This window comes from Pontiella desulfatans, from assembly GCF_900890425.1.
Taxonomy (GTDB): domain Bacteria; phylum Verrucomicrobiota; class Kiritimatiellia; order Kiritimatiellales; family Pontiellaceae; genus Pontiella; species Pontiella desulfatans.
On the sequence record NZ_CAAHFG010000001.1, the window covers coordinates 761,405 to 778,419 of the forward strand.

19 protein-coding genes and 1 tRNA gene are annotated in these 17,015 nt (G+C 55.1%); 15 read left to right on the top strand and 5 right to left on the bottom strand.

Going from position 1 to position 17,015, the window contains the following annotated elements; all coding sequences use genetic code 11:
* The first annotated feature begins 422 nt into the window (after positions 1-422).
* The 8 genes from E9954_RS02760 to E9954_RS02795 all read left to right on the top strand — a co-directional run bounded on the left by E9954_RS02760 (position 423) and on the right by E9954_RS02795 (position 5,413).
* Positions 423-1,520, top strand: coding sequence for a phage protease (locus tag E9954_RS02760; RefSeq protein WP_136077710.1), 1,098 nt, complete (start codon positions 423-425; stop codon positions 1,518-1,520).
* A gap of 92 nt (positions 1,521-1,612) precedes the next feature.
* Complete coding sequence (locus E9954_RS02765) at positions 1,613-1,999, top strand: hypothetical protein (RefSeq protein ID WP_136077711.1); 387 nt, start codon at positions 1,613-1,615, stop codon at positions 1,997-1,999.
* Between the two features lie 171 nt (positions 2,000-2,170).
* Positions 2,171-3,112, top strand: a complete 942-nt coding sequence (locus tag E9954_RS02770) for a hypothetical protein (protein WP_136077712.1) — start codon at positions 2,171-2,173, stop codon at positions 3,110-3,112.
* 129 nt (positions 3,113-3,241) lie between these two features.
* On the top strand, positions 3,242-3,643 hold the full coding sequence (locus tag E9954_RS02775) for a hypothetical protein (protein WP_136077713.1): 402 nt from the start codon (positions 3,242-3,244) through the stop codon (positions 3,641-3,643).
* Between the two features lie 302 nt (positions 3,644-3,945).
* Entirely contained in the window at positions 3,946-4,329 is a 384-nt protein-coding gene (locus E9954_RS02780) for a hypothetical protein (RefSeq protein ID WP_136077714.1), read from the top strand.
* A gap of 29 nt (positions 4,330-4,358) precedes the next feature.
* Positions 4,359-4,616, top strand: coding sequence for a hypothetical protein (locus E9954_RS02785; protein ID WP_136077715.1), 258 nt, complete (start codon positions 4,359-4,361; stop codon positions 4,614-4,616).
* On the top strand, positions 4,613-4,834 hold the full coding sequence (locus E9954_RS02790) for a hypothetical protein (protein ID WP_136077716.1): 222 nt from the start codon (positions 4,613-4,615) through the stop codon (positions 4,832-4,834). The genes E9954_RS02785 and E9954_RS02790 overlap by 4 nt, the downstream gene beginning before the upstream one ends.
* Before the next feature lie 165 nt (positions 4,835-4,999).
* Entirely contained in the window at positions 5,000-5,413 is a 414-nt protein-coding gene (locus E9954_RS02795; protein ID WP_136077717.1) for a hypothetical protein, read from the top strand.
* 306 nt (positions 5,414-5,719) lie between these two features.
* Here E9954_RS02795 and E9954_RS32230 read toward each other — a convergent pair whose 3' ends face one another.
* Positions 5,720-5,872 carry a transposase gene (locus E9954_RS32230; protein ID WP_168441916.1) on the bottom strand — a complete coding sequence of 51 codons (153 nt, stop codon included), beginning with the start codon at positions 5,870-5,872 and terminating at the stop codon, positions 5,720-5,722.
* Between the two features lie 166 nt (positions 5,873-6,038).
* Between E9954_RS32230 and E9954_RS02800 the strand changes: the two genes are divergently transcribed.
* The 3 genes from E9954_RS02800 (at position 6,039) to E9954_RS02810 (ending at position 9,426) form a co-directional block, all read left to right on the top strand.
* Positions 6,039-8,297 (top strand): ankyrin repeat domain-containing protein, encoded by a 2,259-nt coding sequence (locus tag E9954_RS02800; protein WP_136077718.1) that lies wholly within the window; start codon positions 6,039-6,041, stop codon positions 8,295-8,297.
* Positions 8,298-8,559: 262 nt separating this feature from the next.
* Positions 8,560-8,808, top strand: coding sequence for a hypothetical protein (locus E9954_RS02805; protein ID WP_136077719.1), 249 nt, complete (start codon positions 8,560-8,562; stop codon positions 8,806-8,808).
* A gap of 138 nt (positions 8,809-8,946) precedes the next feature.
* Complete coding sequence (locus E9954_RS02810; protein WP_136077720.1) at positions 8,947-9,426, top strand: hypothetical protein; 480 nt, start codon at positions 8,947-8,949, stop codon at positions 9,424-9,426.
* A gap of 181 nt (positions 9,427-9,607) precedes the next feature.
* Here the strand turns inward: E9954_RS02810 and E9954_RS02815 are convergent, their stop codons facing one another.
* On the bottom strand, positions 9,608-10,036 hold the full coding sequence (locus tag E9954_RS02815) for a hypothetical protein (protein WP_136077721.1): 429 nt from the start codon (positions 10,034-10,036) through the stop codon (positions 9,608-9,610).
* Between the two features lie 441 nt (positions 10,037-10,477).
* Here E9954_RS02815 and E9954_RS02820 point away from each other — a divergent pair, with 441 nt between their 5' ends.
* Entirely contained in the window at positions 10,478-10,801 is a 324-nt protein-coding gene (locus E9954_RS02820) for a hypothetical protein (protein ID WP_136077722.1), read from the top strand.
* A gap of 331 nt (positions 10,802-11,132) precedes the next feature.
* Here the strand turns inward: E9954_RS02820 and E9954_RS02825 are convergent.
* A tRNA-Met gene (locus E9954_RS02825) sits at positions 11,133-11,209 on the bottom strand.
* A 177-nt stretch (positions 11,210-11,386) separates the two neighbouring features.
* On the opposite strand from E9954_RS02825, the gene rpe reads away from it, so the two are divergent.
* Entirely contained in the window at positions 11,387-12,061 is a 675-nt protein-coding gene (rpe, locus tag E9954_RS02830; protein WP_136077723.1) for a ribulose-phosphate 3-epimerase, read from the top strand.
* Positions 12,062-12,065: 4 nt separating this feature from the next.
* Here rpe and E9954_RS02835 read toward each other — a convergent pair whose 3' ends face one another.
* Both E9954_RS02835 and E9954_RS02840 read right to left on the bottom strand, forming a co-directional pair.
* Positions 12,066-13,526: a sodium:solute symporter family transporter gene (locus E9954_RS02835; RefSeq protein WP_136077724.1), complete on the bottom strand. Its 1,461-nt coding sequence runs from the start codon at positions 13,524-13,526 to the stop codon at positions 12,066-12,068.
* Positions 13,527-13,529: 3 nt separating this feature from the next.
* Entirely contained in the window at positions 13,530-14,720 is a 1,191-nt protein-coding gene (locus E9954_RS02840; protein WP_136077725.1) for an iron-containing alcohol dehydrogenase, read from the bottom strand.
* Positions 14,721-14,923: 203 nt separating this feature from the next.
* Between E9954_RS02840 and E9954_RS02845 the strand changes: the two genes are divergently transcribed.
* Both E9954_RS02845 and E9954_RS02850 read left to right on the top strand, forming a co-directional pair.
* Positions 14,924-15,205: an FmdB family zinc ribbon protein gene (locus E9954_RS02845; RefSeq protein ID WP_136077726.1), complete on the top strand. Its 282-nt coding sequence runs from the start codon at positions 14,924-14,926 to the stop codon at positions 15,203-15,205.
* Positions 15,206-15,270: 65 nt separating this feature from the next.
* Positions 15,271-17,010, top strand: a complete 1,740-nt coding sequence (locus E9954_RS02850) for a P-loop domain-containing protein (RefSeq protein WP_136077727.1) — start codon at positions 15,271-15,273, stop codon at positions 17,008-17,010.
* The last annotated feature ends 5 nt before the right edge of the window (positions 17,011-17,015 follow it).

A 17,015-nucleotide genomic window follows, 5' to 3' on the forward strand; every position in this document is an offset into this window, starting at 1 on the left:
TTCCTCGCACCCTGTCCCATTTCATAAATCCCTTGTTCCATTTTCTCTGCCCTCCGTGGGCAGGGAATTCTCCCTGATCCGAATCTTCTTTCTGCGAAATCAGCGTGATCAGCGGTTTAAACTCCCTCTCCGCGTCTTTGCGCCTTTGTGCAAAATAATCCTGCTGTTTTCTGTCCGCTGCCCTCCGTCCTCTGTGATCCTCTGAGCCCTCTGTGGTGAAATTCTTCCCTTCGTGTTCTTCCCATCTTCGTGGTTAAACACCCCTTTGCGCCTCAGCGCCTTTGCGCGAAATAATCCCTCCGGTTTTCTCCATTTCTCTGTGGAAAATCACCCTTTGTGTCCTTCGATTCTTCGTGGTGAATCCACCCCCGTTTGAAAAAACATCTATAAGTAGGAGCATCTCTCTTTTTTGACGTGAGCATATGAACTTGATTCTAAATCGTAACTTTGAACTGCCCGCCGACGACTGGTATCAGCTCGCGCCGCTGGGCGAATTCCCGCACAACGGTGCCGGGATCACCCAGCTGATCGATTCCGACGCCTGCACCCGCATGGTAGCCGCGTTTGAAAACGCGCGCGGCCAGTCGGAAAACTTTCCCGGCCTGCTGATCGACTTTGATCACTTTTCCCTCGATGCCGAAAAGCATTCCGAAGCTGCCGGCTGGATTACGGATCTACAGTTCCGCGAAGGCGGGGACTCCGCTGGCCTGTATGCCAACATCCGCTGGAGCGACATCGGCGAGGCCGCCGTAAAGGGCGGGCGCTATCGCTTCCTTTCGCCCGTATGGGCCAAAGCGGATTGTGAGGATCTTGGCGACAACCGCCTTCGCCCGGTTCGCCTGCTCAATGCCGCCGTTACCAACGACCCCAATTTGAAGGGAATTTTGCCCCTTTCCAATCGTTCCCCGCTTGTCCGCCATAGCCCTTTGGGCGACGGCGGATTTGAAAACGCTTCTTCTAATAAGAAACCCGATTTAACACAGGAGGAATTAATGAAAGCCATTGTCGATGCCTTGCTCAAGAAGCTGGATCTCCCGCCGGAGGCCGATGCTGAAGTGATTCAGTCCGCCATTGAAAACATCACTCCGCCCGCCGAAGTCGAAGCGTTGCTTAACCGCGCCGAAACCGCTGAAACTAAAATTACCGATCTCGAAAAGGCGCAGCTCGAAGCAGATGCCGATGCCTTTCTCGACGAATATACCGACGTCATCGAAAACCGCGCCGAAGTCCGCGAGCAGTTTGTCGCCAACCGCACCGTAACCGAAGCCCTCTTCAAAAACCTGAAAACCCCCACGCCCCAGGATTCAGCATCAAGTATCCAGCATCGAGATTCCGCTACGCGGAAGCCCCTCCACAACCGCGATTCCAAAATCAAGGCGACGCATAATCGCGACGCCCAGCCCAGCGGCGAGGCCCGGGCCGTCAAGATCCGCAACCGCGCCAGCGAAATCCAGAAGACCGAAGGCGTGGGCTACACCGATGCCTTCCGCCGCGCCGAACAGGAGATGTCCGAAGGGTAGGGCGTGCTCTCCGAGCGCGCCGTCCTGCAGCCATGAACCAATCAACCCTCACTCATCAATCATCAACCAAATAGAAACCGGAGGTTTCCCCCATGTCCCAAACCAATGTAAAAACCGGCCCTATCAAACATGTTTGCGCCACCGACCTGTCCGCAGCAAAAGATCGGCTGGTAAAGCTGACTACGACAGGGATGGCCCTGCCTCAATACGATGACCTTCCGCACTATTTGGTTTTAGAAGGCGCAGCTGCGGGGGAAACGGGTTCCTTCCTGCCGCTGTCACCGCTGCAGAATATTCGCGTCCCTCTCGTAGGAACCTGCGTTGCCGGTCAAACCCTCATCTTGAGCGAATCTTCCGGGGCCGTAAAGGTGATCGATGCCGAAGCAGACTTTACCGAAGTTGGTATCGCGGAGGAGAGCGGAGTGGACGGCCAGCTCGTCCTTGTTCGCCCGATCAGCCCGCGCTACATCGTCACCTAACGTATCGCGGGCGTCCCGCCTGCCCAGCCGCTATGAACCCAAATTTCAATAATCCAAATCCCGCTCCGCAGAGCACTTTGTTTTCTTTGCGCTCTTTGCGGTTAAACAAAATCAGTCCGCACCGCCTCGGTGTTTTTCAGTGGTTCCATTTAAACAAGTAAGGAGTAAATCATGTCCCGCCTTTCTGAAATCAGTACCAATCCCATGCTTCGCCAGTTCGCCCAGGGTGCCGCGCAAAGCGCCATCATGCCCGTGGCCGACTTCATCGCCCCGACCATCGAGGTGCCCACCTCGACCGGGCGGTATAAGAAATACACCGAAAAGAACCGCTTCCACATTCCGAAGACGCTTCGCACCCTCGGTGGCCGTGCGTCCGAGCTGCGCTTTGAAGTGTCCGACGAAACCTACAACTGTGAACCGCATGCCCTCGACTACCCGGTCGACAACCTGGAGCAGCTCGAGTCCCAGGGGCTGGAAAACATGCTGCGCGAAGGCGCCGTCGCCGTGGCCGAAGTCGCCGCGCTGGCCCATGAAAAATCGGTCATCGATCTCGCGGTCGAAGCCGTGGGGCCCGGCAGCGACCTCACGTGGAACGACGCCGCCGATCCCGTGGCCGATATCGACGACGCCATCCTCGATGTCATCAAAACCTGTAAGTATGGTTCGCTCATGGGCGTCGGCGTACTGTTCGGTGCCAGCGCATGGAACGTGTTCAAAAACCAGGCCAAGGTACGCGGACGTTTCGTCGTCGGTTCCGGTGCCCGTACCGGCGTCGGTCTCGCCGTGCCCACCCAGGCCAATGCCGGCCAGATGTTCATCGGCTCGCCGGAAGTCCGCACCAGTTACATGGTGTACGACGACGCGCCCGAAGGCATCGACGAGGATATCAACTTCCTGCTCGACTCCGCCGTCCTTGTGTTCGCCCGCAAGGCGCAGCCTTCCCGGCGTGACCCGTCGTTCATGAAAACCTTCCGCCTCATGAACCAGTTCATGGTGCCGGGATCCTACATGCGTGACGACGGCCGCGTCGAAGTCGCCAAGTTCGACTGGTCCGAGGACGTCAAGGTGTGCAACAACGCCGCCGCCCACCGCCTCAACATCGCATCGGCCTAGTTGCTGTAGCCGGGGTCGCTGACCCCGGTCATTTGTGCAGCCGGCCTTGCCCTGTAGCCGGGGCCCATGACCCCGGACGCTTTTACCCTAATACCTAACCCCTAAAACCTAGTGCCTATGTGGAACGAAGTGACAGCATCCTCCATCCTATCCGCCTTCAGCCCCTCCCTGACTGCGGACTATCAACAATGGCTCGTTGATAATCCCGGCAAGGTCGGGCGGTTGGATGAGATCGTTGATATGGTGGTGGGGGAGTTCCGTGCCGCGCTTGAATCCAACCCGGAAACCGTGATGGATACGACTGCCGGCACTTTACCCCCGTCCTGCCTGCGCCACGCATCCAATATCATCATCTTCCAGTTGAAAGGGGAGATGGAGCAGACGCTCACCGAGGCCGAAAACGCTGCCGCCATCCGCGCCGACGTCTTCCTGCGCGGCATCTGGATGGAATCCATCCCCGCCGGTTCAGCCGCCGTTACTCAGACCCCGTCCTATGCCGGCCCGCACGAATTCCAGGAGTTCGCCCAATGAATCTTTTCTCTTTGAGGTCTATGCGTTCCTTCGCGGCAAATAAATCCCGCCCGCATCGTTCCCATGTTTTGTCTTCGTGCTTCTTGAGCCTCTTAGTGGCCATCAAATCCCGCCCGCACCGGCCCTTGTTCTCCTTGCGCTCCTTTGTGGCAAATAAAAATACCCGCCTGCACCGTTTTCGTGTACTTAGTGTTTTTCGTGGTTCAAGCCCTCGCCCGCACCGGCTCTTGTCTTCGTGCTTCTTGCGCCTCTTTGTGGCCATCAAAAATATCCCGCACCGCCTCCGTCTCTCCGTGCCCTCCGTGGTAAAGAAAGCAGCATCCAAGCATCCAGTATCCAGCATCCAGCTCCTCTCCGCTCTCTGCCTCTTCGTGGCAATCATCATTCCTGTAGTGGCCCCGGCCTCAACAACCGCGCCCCCAACACCCGTCGAGCAAGGCATCACGCCACCGCCGTTCCCAACATCCATCGTGGAAACCAACGAAGCCGACGGCCTAATCCTGGCCTCACCAACACCCGTCGTCTACGTCACCAACACCGTCTACATCATTCCCTCCAACACCGTCATCCGGATCCAGGTCCGCGACCGCCTCGACTCCGGCGACTGGTTTGAGCCCGTCGTATTCAAATCCCGCACCGACTACAAATTCTTCCGCGTCCTCTTCGAAACCGAGGCCACCCCGTGAACCCATCGAATGTAGGACATGCTTCCAGATTGTCTTCACCCGCACTGCAACGTACCGCAGGCGGCCCGCCTGCCACGTCCGCGCAGCCTGCCCGTTTCCGTCCGTGTTTGTCCGTGGCCCCCTCCGATTTATCGCTCATCTCCGCGCGCACCCTCTCCGCCATCCTGCGCGATGAGCAACTCGGCGAATCCGCCGCCCGCAAACAAAACAACCGGACACTAAAGAACCGGCTCCGCAGCTACATCCAACACCACCGCATCCCGGAACCGGAAGGAGCCAATTCATGAAATCCTGCGAATCTCTTTCCGACGGTTGCCAACAACGCTTCGACCGCATCGACGAAAAGCTGGAGGAAATCCACACCCACGCCGTCAAAACCAATGGCCGCGTAACCAAGCTCGAACGCACAACGTTGATTTTGGTCACTTCCCTTGTCATTTTCTTATCGACCAACCCCGAGGGTTTTATCTCGGTTCTGAAGCTGGTCGGCTTTTGGATTAAATAACCTGTTCCGGAAATTACCACCCTTGTTTTATCGGGCTGTTCACGTTGACAAAAACCCTGTAATACAGTACACCTTTCAGGGTGAAACCGTTCTCCAGAACGACGTTTCTGGGCGAATGCCCATGTCGCCTGAAGTAGCGATTTCCTGTTAACAGTGGAGAAGTCGATGGATGATATGGGGATTATAATGGTGGTTGCCGGGGTGAAAATTGTGTTTTCGGCCGTGGTCGGTTCGTTGATCGGGGCCTTGTTTCTTCAGGGCGCATCGAAGATGGTCTGTAAGTTTTCGCCGCCGTACGGCACGGCCTACGGGGCCTGTTTCTGGTCATCCATTGCGGGTGGATTTGTCGGGTTGATCCTTGGTTTTGCCTTGGCTGCGGAATCGGAAGAGGCCGCGGTAATCGTTCCGTTGGTAATCGGCTTTTTCATTTCGTCTGGCATCGTGGGTGGGATGCTCAAGAATACGGACAGCGAGTCCATCGGCTTCGGCAAAGGAATGGGGGTGGTTTTGGTTCAGACGCTGTTGGTCGTCGCGGTACTCATCCTTCCCTTGGTGTTGATTTCGTCCTTGGCTGGGTAGGGCTTAGGGTCAATCCGCTACGACCTCCCCGACGGCTGCCAACAACGCTTCGATCGTATCGACGAAAAGCTCGAAGATATCCACACCCACGCCGTCAAAACCAACGGCCGCGTCACCAAATTGGAGCGTTGGTCTTTGGTATTCATCACCGCACTTGTGGTCTTTCTTTCGACGAATCCAGATGGGGTGTTGAGAGCCCTAAAGTTCATCCCTTGGCTGAAATAGTCCTGTGTCGCGCCCCGGAACGAACGTGCAGGAAGCTTTGAGTGTCATCCCATTCTTGTCCGTCGGTTTGATTTCCCGGCTTTAAATCGAAGGATCAAAACGCTTTTTTCGGTTCCCGCCTACCTGATTCGGGTCGATTATGGAATCGGCGGTCGCGTTGAAAGAGCCGTCGGCCACGAGTGCGTTCAGATGCGGATGAAAACCGAGGTGTTCACCGATGGTGTGGATGGTCATGCCGGCACCGAGAATGCCTTCGGGCAGTTTCAGGATTTTAAGAAAGGGTGCTTGTTTTCGATTCGATACCTTTTTGCATCTTAGCAGAATATCCGTATAATTGACTTCCGGTAATTCAGTTATTATATCTACAGCATAACAGTTGCATCTCTAATGGGGGGGTTATATGTCCTGTAGCGCATCAGATAATTCATGGTACTTTGCCGAAGATATCGCCACAAATAGACGGCAGGTTGTTATACCGATTCCTAAATGCTCTATCGGTGATACAAAATTCGGAACTCTTCTTTTTTCAGATAAATTTCGTTATTTAACACAGGCGGTTCACGGAACCGGATTTTTCAGGCTGGATTCCGACCCGAATCCCTGTCTGATGATACGGCTCGACGGCTTCGTTAATGAGTTAATCGACGCTGAAATCCGGATCGGATTCTCCTTTTACCGCACAGCAACCGGAGGAGTGTTCGGCATCTATGTCAGCATGATGTCAGATTCCCTCAAACGCGCATTGGAGAATGAATGTCCTTTTCTGGAAATGCTTCACGGCCTAGATGAGGTGGACACCACTGTGAAGCTGATTCAGGATGCGATTTCACAGAAAGAAATGACCATCACACTCGCAGATGAAAGCAGCAGTACGAGCTCTTGGTATGACCCGGCCACGGGAGAGTCATGCGAGGCTGTAGCTCCTATGGGGTGCTATGATATAAACTTACAATTATCGGAAGAATGTCGGTCAAAACTCATGGGGGAAATGGAATCGCTGCTCGAATATCACAACAGCCTTCCTGCGTATGAACGCGATTATTACAGCTCGGCACAGTTGATATATGATTGCATGCCGATGGGGACAAACCCCATTCTGCCCCTGGATTCACATGATGCTGCACCAACAAAACCGTCCGGGGAACCGGTCGCAGACTCAGCGGGAACGCATACTTTTGAGCCCATTAAAATGCCGAAACCTCTGGGCTTCTGGGAAAAACTTTTTCCCTTTACGAGAAATGCGGCAACCCGCGAATTTAAAGATCTCATCCTGAATATGGATGCCAGGTTTGAAGGTGAAGCCCGGAGACTTATTGAAGCCGGCGCAGACATCAATGCAGCGCCTTCCGGAGGGACAACGGCCTTAATCAAGGCTGCCACAATGGAGCTTGAAGATGTGGTTCGGTTTCTGGTCTTTGCAGGGGTAAACTTGGATGCCGTTAATGCAAGCGGAGAAACCGCGCTGATGCTCGCAGTAATAACTAAATCAGAAACTGTTATCCGCATTCTGGCAGAAGCCGGTGCCAACCTTGAGGCTGCCGACAATAAAGGAAAACGTGCCATTCATTTTGCGGCAATGATAAGTAATCTGCCTGCTGCTCAGGCATTACTGAGCCTGGGAGCTAATGTTGATGTCCATGATAACGAGGGGGCTACACCGCTTACAACGGCTCTGCTGCTGCAGGACACCGCACTGCTGGAGGTGCTCATTGATGCAGGGACAGACGTTAACCAGGCGGATGACAGCGGAACCACCCTGCTGATGGCAGCGGCAGGCCTCGGAGATGAACAGACCGTGGATCTGTTGATGAAAAAGGGCGCATCCATTGCCCCAGCCAATAAAGATGGATCAACCGCACTTTCAATGGCAATATACGATGATCACATGCAAATTGCCCGAACTTTGGTTAATGCACTGAAAGAACAGAATGAAGAGATCGATTGCTGCCAGCTTCTCAGAATCTGCGTTCTTGCAGACAAACAAGAAACCCTCTCTTTTCTCATAGAGGAAGGAGCGGATGTTAACGGGGATCTGCACAATGGAACGACACCATTAATGTTGGCGGCATACTACGGGCATTCGAAAATTTCGGAAATCCTTATTGAGGCCGGCTCAGATGTGTCGAAAAAGGATAAGTCTGGATATGATGCGTTGCTGTATGCCGTCCTTCGCGGCGTGCCTGATGTCGTATCTCAACTGATTAATGCTGGAGCAAAAGCTTGCGGCAACTATAAGGCCACATACGAGGAATTTTCATTGAGTTTGTTGGCCATCAACCTGCTGAGGTTAAGAGCCGGCATTGTGCGTGCCGCTACCGGCAAGGATACGCCCGAGGGTCTGCCTCCGACAACGGTTCCAAAGGATCTACACCTGAAAGTTGCTGAACTGGCGTTTGAATCATCCTCATTCCGAAACATGTTCTGGTATTCCGGAGCGGTTGGCGTTGCACGGGGAGCCCAGCCTAAAAATGAAAAAATCGATTCCGAGCTGAGCGAAGTGATACAGAACTGCTCAAAACTAACCCACCTCGAGGCGCTTACTGCAAATCTTAAATTTGAAGGAACCCTTGACATGAATGCCTTGTCAGAGAGCTTAAGCTACTCAGAAACGCTCAGATTTTTAAAAGAAGCGGGTTGCGAATATTTCTATACATATTAGTGTCGACCCTTTTCGTGAGGCCATGTCCGGGCTTGGCCGCAAAGACAGACTCAAGCATCCGCGCAGGGGTCAGCGCAGGGGTCACCCATTAGAGGTTCCGGTCAAACACAAAATACCCTTCCACAGCGCAGGGGTCAGCGCAGGGGTCAGAACGCTTTTCTCGTCATTATCCACGGTGAAATCCGATCACCCACCAACCTCGAAACCATCACTTTGTAGTATCACCATTTGATTTCCCGACTTTAAGTAGGAGGTAGTAACCATGCTTAAAGTCATACTCGCAAAAATCGGAATCAGCCTGTTCCGCTGCCTGCCGCTGGAGCAGATCGTGGCCAAGCTGATGACCGGGGCAATACAGAAACTGCTGAAGACCCGCAAGGCCACCAAGGTGGTGGATCGTGTCCGCAAGACCGTCACCCACCTGGTTTCGGTAGTCAGTATCCGATCCGTCCAATCCGTCTTATGCGTCCCACCCGCCTCCGATTTACATGCGGACTCCCATTGCACTTGATCCCCATCATATTCTGTATAAACTGGAATATTGTCTGTACTGTGTGCGGACAGCATAGGCCCTGGGGTGGGGCTTCGCCATTTCTGGATTTGTGCAGGAAGGTGACTTGGTGTTAACAACTAAACCGGATGGGGAAATATGGGAAACGATATCGTTAAAGGAATCAAGCTGGCAACTTTTGCGCTGTTGGTAGGGGGCGCTGTGCTCGGAACAACGGGTTGCGGAGGAGACGATGATGGAGGAAGCAGCGGCTCCGCTGGCGCCGGCAGCTCTCAAGAGGTGGATTCCGGAAGTCTTATTGGGTCGGAGTGGTACTGGTCGGGAAGAATCAGATTTGAGGATGGTGGGGTGATTGAGAACCTGCGGGCATGCGACCATGAGTACTACTATACAAACGAATCATGGCGGTGGGAAATGGCAGGAGACAATGTCGTGGTTGTTTATGAATATGACTATGATGTGTCTTCTTATGTTTATCACTATAAGGTCACCTACACAATGTCAGTGGTTGATCTAGATCGTGGATTTATGGATGGGTGTGCCGATACGGAATCTTGGAGGGATGGTGTAAAGCAAACGTCTTCCCATGCTCCTTCGACATGGTTGAGGATCGATTAGGTTTTGAGGCCCAATCTCTCATGGCTGAAATAGGGGCAGGGGCAGGGGCACGGGGCAGGGGTTAGTCCTATGAAATAATGCTTTCCACATCTCCGCCCTCTGTTGTCCACGCTATTGTGGTAACGGTCAAGTTTGCTTCAAGAGCAAGTCGAGGACTCTGCAATCAGTTGTCGCAGTCGGACTAATAATGTTCGTATTCACCTCGAAATTTGAAAATAAATGTTCCAGTAAACCTTTCATCAATTACGCCGTCGGCAGTCGTGGTGATATTTAGTGTCAGGGTGTCACCGTTGACGGTGGCGCTTCCCTCACTATAATAGTCCATTCCGCTCCATATTTGGCTGTAATAAAAAGAAACCCCTCCTGATACCTTAGTGCAGACTCCGGATACGGTGAATTTTTGCGTGAAAAAATCAATCAGTATTCTATCTCCATACCCATTGAAGGCGACCTCGAAATACGGATCATCATTGTTAACCCAGAAGGTTCCAGAAAGATCTCTTTCGCCCCCGTCATCATCGCCGCCACAGCCAGTCAACATGAAGACAAGGCCAATGCTCAGCGCGATCATTGAAGATCGCCTTGTAACTGTTTTCCATGCCGTTTTCATCTAGCACCTCCTGTATATGCAATTTTTTCTATGGCACATTGAGTTTGTAGAAGCGGCCTGAATGGTTGGTGAAATCGGTAGCGCAGAAAGCTTCTTGAAACCTCTATCTCACATTCGACCCTCAAACCGCTTCGCTTTCACTACTCCTGTCTTTAGATGTATGCAAGGACATAATACGGGCTGAGTCCTATGAAATGATGTTGCCTCCGTATACTCTGCGACCTATGTGGTGAAGTTCTAAAAAGGGTATCCGCGTTCATTGGCGTCCATTCGCGGTGCCACGTGATTTCCCTCCTTCAAATAAGGAGTCAATACCATGCGGGGGTCAGAACGCTTTTCTCGTCATTTTCCACGGTGAAATCCGATCACCCACCAACCTCGAAACCATCACTTGGTAGCATCACCATTTGATTTCCCGGCTTTAAGTAGGAGGTAAAAACCATGCTTAAAGTCATACTCGCAAAAATCGGAATCAGCCTGTTCCGCTATCTGCCGTTGGAGCAGATCGTGGCCAAGCTGCTCACATCCGTCATCCAGAAGCTGCTGGCGTCCCGCCGGGCCACCAAGTTGGTCGCCCGGGTCCGCAAGACCGTAACCCACCTCAACGAGCTGACCGCCCTCATCGAGCCCATGCTCGACGACCAGGCCGTCACCGGCGACGAGGCCCGTTCCATGTACGACCACGTCAACCAGACGCGCCTTGAAATTCTCCAGACCTGGAGCAAAGGCAAATCCGCCAAAGAACTCGAAGCCCAACTTCCATAGAGGGATTCAGAATCGGCAGGGAGGGGAGCGTTCACGCGCTCCCTTTTTCGTGTGTTTGTACCGTGTTTGTGGGTGGTTGGTACCAACCAATCGATTTCCAGGGCCAACACACGGGCACCTGAAAAACTTTTTTTTCTGCGAGAATGCTTCTTGAGCCCGCAAATTCGGGGTGTTGTACCCCTAAGTTCGCGTTGGTGTGTTTGTACTTGTGTTTGTTTTTGTTGGTGGTTTTCAGGACTTTTTCAAACGGTCGCATCAATTTCTTTAAAACACCATAATCCCACAAAACCCCTAAAAATAAAGGCCGGAACGTGTGTTCCGGCCTTGAAATTGGTAGCGGGGATTGGATTTGAACCAATGACCTTCAGGTTATGAGCCTGACGAGCTACCGGGCTGCTCTACCCCGCAATCTTTTCTCGTTAAGAGGCGGTAGAAAGTAGCGGTTTTCTGGGGCGATGCAAGTGGGAAAGTGATTTTTTTTTGATTCCGGTTGGTTGGGTGGGTGATTTGCCTGATTTTTGCGGGGATTCTTGACGGGGCGGGTTAGGTTGTTTACGTTTCGCGTTCATTTTCAAGGAGTGTCCCATGCCAAAGATCCAGATTATGCCATCCATTCTAGCCGCTGATTTCGGCCGTTTGGCCGAGGGGTGCAAACGCGCGGAGGAGGCCGGTGCCGACCAGATTCATGTGGATGTGATGGACGGAGTGTTTGTTCCGAACATTTCCTTCGGCCCGGATGTGGTGAGGATGTCGGCGGCGAATGTGAAGATTCCCCAGAATGTGCATCTGATGGTGCAGCGTCCGCAGGATCATCTGGAGAAATTCGTGACGGCGGGGTCGGATACGATCCAGATCCACATTGAGGCCAAGTGCGATGTTCCCGAAACCCTGGCCGCCATCCGCGCCATGGGCAGGCGCCCGGCCATTACCCTGAATCCGGAAACCCCGGTGGAGAGTATTTTCGAGTGCTTGGAAAACCGTTGGGTGGACGAGGTGTTGGTGATGTCGGTGCATCCGGGGTTCGGTGGGCAGAGCTATATCGCCTACGTCGAGGAAAAGTGCGCCACCATCCGGCGCATGGCCGATTGGGTGGATCTTGCGATCGACGGGGGCATCGATGACCAGACGGTGGCCCGTGCGGCCGCGGTGGGGTGCAATCTGTATGTCGCCGGATCCTATCTCTTTAAGCAGGACGACATGGCGGCAGCCATCGCCGACCTGCGCAAGCAGGCGGAAGAGGCCTACTGTTCCTCTCTGTAGTCGGTTATTTTTTCCACACGGTCAGTTCGTTCGGTGCCGGTGCCGAATTGAAGAACCGGCTGGCGAGCAGGGCAGTCCCGAAGGCGACGAGGAACGAAACGGGGAAATAATAGACCCAGTGCGCCTCGACCATCTTCTGGAGCCAGAGGGTTGCCGGAACGGAAACCGCGAGGCCCACAAGCCATCCTTGGAAGTTGCCCTTGCGCGTCAGTACGCCCATCAGGAACAGGGCCAGCACCGGTGCGCTGAACAGGCTCATGAACGAGGCGAACGCCTTGATGATGCCGCCGATGGTTGAAACGTAGAAGGCTAAGGATGTTGCCGCAACGCCCAAGCCGACAGTTATGATTCGTGCGAGGGCAACATCCGTGATTCGTGAATCGTGAGGCGTGATTTTAAAATCATTGATCAAGACAGTGGCAATGGAGTTGATGCCGGAGTCCATCGACGACATGGCGGCGGCGAAGACGGCGGTGATGAGCAGGCCGGAGATGCCCTGGGGAAGATAGTGGATAATGTAGTAGGGCATCACTTTGTCGGATCCGATGCCGTTCACTATTTCTGTTCCATGGAAAAAGGCGAACAGGCCGAGTCCAATGAAGAGCAACAGGCCGATAATGAAGAAGTCGGTGCAGGCATTGAAGGCGACGGACTTGACGGTCTTTTTTAGCGATCCGGTGGCCATGAGTCGCTGGACGGTGACCTGGTCGGTGCCATAGTCCTGCATGAGCTGGAAAAAGAAGGAGATGGCGACCACCGGACCGGACATGGCGAAGAGGTTGAACTTCCAGTCGGCAATGTGCAGCCGTCCGGCCTCCTTGGCGAGGGCGAAGATTTCCGCCGTCCCGCCCTCGACGCCATTGCCCAGGCTGACCGCCACCCAGATGGCGCCGCCGATGAGGATGACGAATTGGATGACGTCCGTCCACACCACGGCGGCGAGCCCGCCTAGCGCGGTGTAGGCGGTGGCGAGGATGCCCATCATGCAGATGCAACCCCAGAGCGGGATGCCGGTGACGATCGACATCGCCATGGCCGGGGCGTAGACCACCGTGCCGAGCCAGCCGAGGCGAGCGAGCACGAACAGTCCCGCCACGCCATAGCGGGCGGGTTGGCCGAAGCGTTTTTCAATATACTCATAGGACGTGGTGACCTGGAGCCGGTGGTAGATCGGGTAGAAGAGCAAAAGGATGAACGGCGCCACGACCGGGCTCATGATGCAGACGATGATGAGCGCAATATTTTCGGAGTAGGCCGTGCCCGGCAGGCCGAGATAGGTGACGGCGCTGGTGAGCGAGGCATACATGCTCATGGCCACGGCCAGCCATGGAAGCTTGCGCCCGCCAAGGAAAAACATTTCCCCGCTCTCCTGCTTCCTAGCGAAGAATACTCCAATGCCCAGCATGCCGGCGAGATAAATCGCCAGCACGAGATAATTCAGCGTTCCGAATTGCACCGTTTGCATGGGCTAGAGGTAGAGCGTTGCGTCGCCATCGACCGGTGGTGCAAGGGATTCTTCGAGAATGGAGGCGAGTTCCTCGTCGGTGAGAACAATGGGATTGCCTTTCATGCTGCTCGCATTCCTCGCCTTTTCCACGATAGCCGGAATGTCGGATTCGGACACGCCGTATTCGCTGAGGCCGGGCACAAACATTTGTGCGGCGATTCCTTTGAGATGTTCGAGCGCCTGTTCGATGGTCGCGTTTTCATCCTGCATCATGATTCGGGCGGCTTCATGGAATTTGTCCAGGGCGGGGTTTTGCGGGTCGCGTTGGATCATCGCATCGTAATTTGTTCTGGTGGTGGCCTGTAGTAGGGCGGCGCAGACCATGCCGTGGGGTACATTGAACATGCCGCCAAGGGGGCCGGCGAAACCGTGGATGGCCCCGAGGCCGGCATTGGCCAGCGCAAGGCCGCCGCAGAGGCTTCCGAATGCCATGTCGGTTCGCGCGGCAATGTCGTCGCCATGGATGTAGCACCGGTAGAGTGAGCGGGAGACCCGCCTGAGCCCTTCGCGGCAGATGCCGTCCGTGAGTGGATTGGCTTTTTTCGATACAAAGGCCTCAAAGAGTTGGATGAAGGCGTCGAGACCGGTGCTGGCGGTGACTTCCGGAGGCATGGAGAGCGTGAGCTCCGGATCGACCAGCGCGACGGTGGGCAGCATCCGGGGGTGGCGCATGCTGACCTTGACCTTGTGCTCCGGGGACAGCAACACCGAGTTGCGCGTAACTTCCGCACCGGTTCCGGCGGTGGTCGGGATGGCGATGCAAGGGGCGGGATCTTCGGTGAGGGGCTCGCCCTTGCCGATAACTTCGAGATAGTCCATCAGGTCGCGCGTATTGGTGAGCAGGGCGGCGATGGCCTTGCCGGCATCGATCACGCTGCCGCCGCCGAAGGCGACAACGTGGTCGCAACCCTGTTCGCGGGCCTGGGCGGCGAGGGTGGCGATGCGGCCGGAGGTGGGCTCGCCAGAGATCGAGAACGCCGCCGGGCAGGTTCCGGCTTCCTTCAATAGTTGGAAGACCGGCCCGATGCGCTCGGCGTTCCGGCCAGTGATAAAGGCTGTTTTTTTGCCGAGTCCGGCGGCCAGGGCTGGAAGTTCCTGCAGCTTGCCCGCCCCGAAAACAATGCGTTGGGCGGTGGCGAATTCAAAGTCCATGCAAATACTCCTTTAGTTCCGCGTATCTTCGCCTTGCCATGGTTTGCGTGTCAAACGAATTGGTCCCAGAGGAGTCACGTCCGCGCTCACGATCGTGAGCGCGGACGTGACTGAAGAGGTTTCACGGCCCTGCCAAGAATGATTTTGACAATAGGGGCGAATGCGCTACATTCCGCCTCTTTCTTTGAATGCAGGAGTATTTCATGCCTACATACGACTATGAGTGCAATGCGTGCGGCCACCATTTCGAGGCTTTCCAGAGCATGTCGGCCGATCCGTTGACAGAGTGTCCGAAGTGCGACGGGCAGGTGAACCGCCTGATCGGCGGTGGCGCAGGCTTTTTGTTCAAAGGTTCCGGCTTCTATCAAACCGACTATCGCAGTTCCGGATACCAAAAGGAGGCCGCCGCCGACAAGCCCAAAGCCGACGCCCCTAAAAAGGATAAAAAGACCGCTTCCAAAAAAGATGTGAAAAAGGCACAGTAACCCACCAATTGCGATTTCTGGTTGGGATGGTTTGTGTAACTGAATAAACGAAGGATTATTGGACTATGAAGGATAAGAAGGAATTCTACAATTTGCTGTCGGGACTTGATGGGCAGCCCTATTCCGAATACCAACAGCTGGTCGGCGATTTCGATTTCTCGCGCTACGTCATCAAATGTACCGGTATCGACTTCGAGTCTGAAGAGCTCGCGAGTCCGGTTTTCAGCATCCGCATTCCGCAGACCATTGCCGAGATTCCCGAATACCTGTTCGATAGCCCGGTGCGCCGCACAGCGATGGAAGACCTGCTCCTCCGCCGCCTGGCCTCCAATATCAACAAGATCGCCAACTACGACCATAACGGCGTTGCCCGCCGTCACGTCGGGGTTTCGGCACCGAACCAGAAGATTCTTCCCCGCAACGCGCTGCTCCTGACCAAGGAGTACATCGAGGTGCGCCTCGAGGTGTCCCTGCCGGTTCAGTCGGTCGTGGTTGATGGAGAGCATATTCTTTCGATCGATGGCGAAATGGCCCAGCAGATTTTCTTTGAAGACCTGCCGGAAGTCGTTAGCAACAGTCTGCTCTATTGCAACATCGAAGCCGCCGATGCCGATGAACACGTGAACAACATGGAAGATGCCGACCGTCTGCGCCAGTACCTCGGCGCCAGTGGCCAGGTGGCCTTCGTTGCCGAAGGAGCGCTCGTTACCCGCCTGCCTGGGCAGGACATTCCGGACTACGAACGCCTCTCCCCGGTCGAGGTGGATGCTTCCCTGGTCGAGGAAGTGGAAGTTCCGCATGCCGGCACGGTAAGCGGTCTTGGGATTCCGAACGGCCTTACCCTCATCCTTGGCGAGTCCAATAGCGGTCGCGTTGACCTGATGGATGCCATTGCGCAGGGCATTTACAACCATGTTCCCGGCGATGGGCGTGAGCACGTCGTTACCGTTGCCGATGCCGTGAACATCCGCTCGGAAGTCGGTCGTTCCATCCAGCAGGTGGATATTTCCGCCTTCGCAAAAGCGCTCCCGGATGGCGGAAACCCGGCATCCTATTCCAGCAAGTCGTCCGGTTCCTTCTCCTCGCAGGCCGCTTCCACCGTCGAGGCCCTCGAGGCCGGTGCCCGTGTTCTGCTGTTTGACGAGCACAGCTCCTCGTCCACCTTCCTTTCGTCCGATACCCGCGTTAGTTCGCTGATTGGCGAGTCCAGCCGCAATACGCTGGCCGCCCGCGCACGCCAGATGGTGGACGAACTGGGTATTTCGATCGTTGTGGCCGGCAGCAGCCTGGTGGCCGAATTCATTCCGATCGCCGACAAGGTGCTCAAGGTTGAAAACTTCTGTGTCTCCGATATCACCGAGGTAGCCAAGGCGCTCGATATCGTTCCGTCCACCGTGGCCGACAGCACCGTGAACCTTGGCACCATGCTCAGCCGTTCGCGCTGGATCATGCCGAGCTCGATCGATCCGAGCGTGGGCCGCGATGACCTCGTGATCGAGTCCGACGAAGGGGACTACCTCCAGTTCGGACGTTCCATTGTGGATCTCGATGCCGTCCGCCAGATTGCCGACGCCGACCAGGCGCGCGCCATTGGATTCGTCCTCTACTACGCCAAACTCCGCTACATGGACGAAGGCTATCCGTTGCGCGAAATCCTCGACCTCGTCGACCGCGACCTCTCGAACGAGGGCCTCAACGCCCTCATTCGCGATCCGCGCGGCGACCTGGCGCGCCCGCGCCGCTACGAAGTTGCCGCCGCGCTCAACCGCCTGCCGGCCTTCCGCGTCTCGCACGTGACCGAATAATTCGG

Excerpts from the sequence above, each read along its gene's own strand:
- E9954_RS02845 (WP_136077726.1), top strand. The coding sequence starts at position 14,924 with ATGCCTACATACGACTATGAGTGCAATGCGTGCGGCCACCATTTCGAG.
- E9954_RS02800 (WP_136077718.1), top strand. The coding sequence starts at position 6,039 with ATGTCCTGTAGCGCATCAGATAATTCATGGTACTTTGCCGAAGATATC.
- E9954_RS02835 (WP_136077724.1), bottom strand. The coding sequence starts at position 13,526 with ATGCAAACGGTGCAATTCGGAACGCTGAATTATCTCGTGCTGGCGATT.
- E9954_RS02810 (WP_136077720.1), top strand. The coding sequence starts at position 8,947 with ATGGGAAACGATATCGTTAAAGGAATCAAGCTGGCAACTTTTGCGCTG.
- rpe (WP_136077723.1), top strand. The coding sequence starts at position 11,387 with ATGCCAAAGATCCAGATTATGCCATCCATTCTAGCCGCTGATTTCGGC.
- E9954_RS02820 (WP_136077722.1), top strand. The coding sequence starts at position 10,478 with ATGCTTAAAGTCATACTCGCAAAAATCGGAATCAGCCTGTTCCGCTAT.
- E9954_RS02770 (WP_136077712.1), top strand. The coding sequence starts at position 2,171 with ATGTCCCGCCTTTCTGAAATCAGTACCAATCCCATGCTTCGCCAGTTC.
- E9954_RS02840 (WP_136077725.1), bottom strand. The coding sequence starts at position 14,720 with ATGGACTTTGAATTCGCCACCGCCCAACGCATTGTTTTCGGGGCGGGC.
- E9954_RS02760 (WP_136077710.1), top strand. The coding sequence starts at position 423 with ATGAACTTGATTCTAAATCGTAACTTTGAACTGCCCGCCGACGACTGG.
- E9954_RS02765 (WP_136077711.1), top strand. The coding sequence starts at position 1,613 with ATGTCCCAAACCAATGTAAAAACCGGCCCTATCAAACATGTTTGCGCC.
- E9954_RS02815 (WP_136077721.1), bottom strand. The coding sequence starts at position 10,036 with ATGAAAACGGCATGGAAAACAGTTACAAGGCGATCTTCAATGATCGCG.
- E9954_RS02850 (WP_136077727.1), top strand. The coding sequence starts at position 15,271 with ATGAAGGATAAGAAGGAATTCTACAATTTGCTGTCGGGACTTGATGGG.
- E9954_RS02805 (WP_136077719.1), top strand. The coding sequence starts at position 8,560 with ATGCTTAAAGTCATACTCGCAAAAATCGGAATCAGCCTGTTCCGCTGC.
- E9954_RS02795 (WP_136077717.1), top strand. The coding sequence starts at position 5,000 with ATGGATGATATGGGGATTATAATGGTGGTTGCCGGGGTGAAAATTGTG.
- E9954_RS32230 (WP_168441916.1), bottom strand. The coding sequence starts at position 5,872 with ATGACCATCCACACCATCGGTGAACACCTCGGTTTTCATCCGCATCTG.
- E9954_RS02790 (WP_136077716.1), top strand. The coding sequence starts at position 4,613 with ATGAAATCCTGCGAATCTCTTTCCGACGGTTGCCAACAACGCTTCGAC.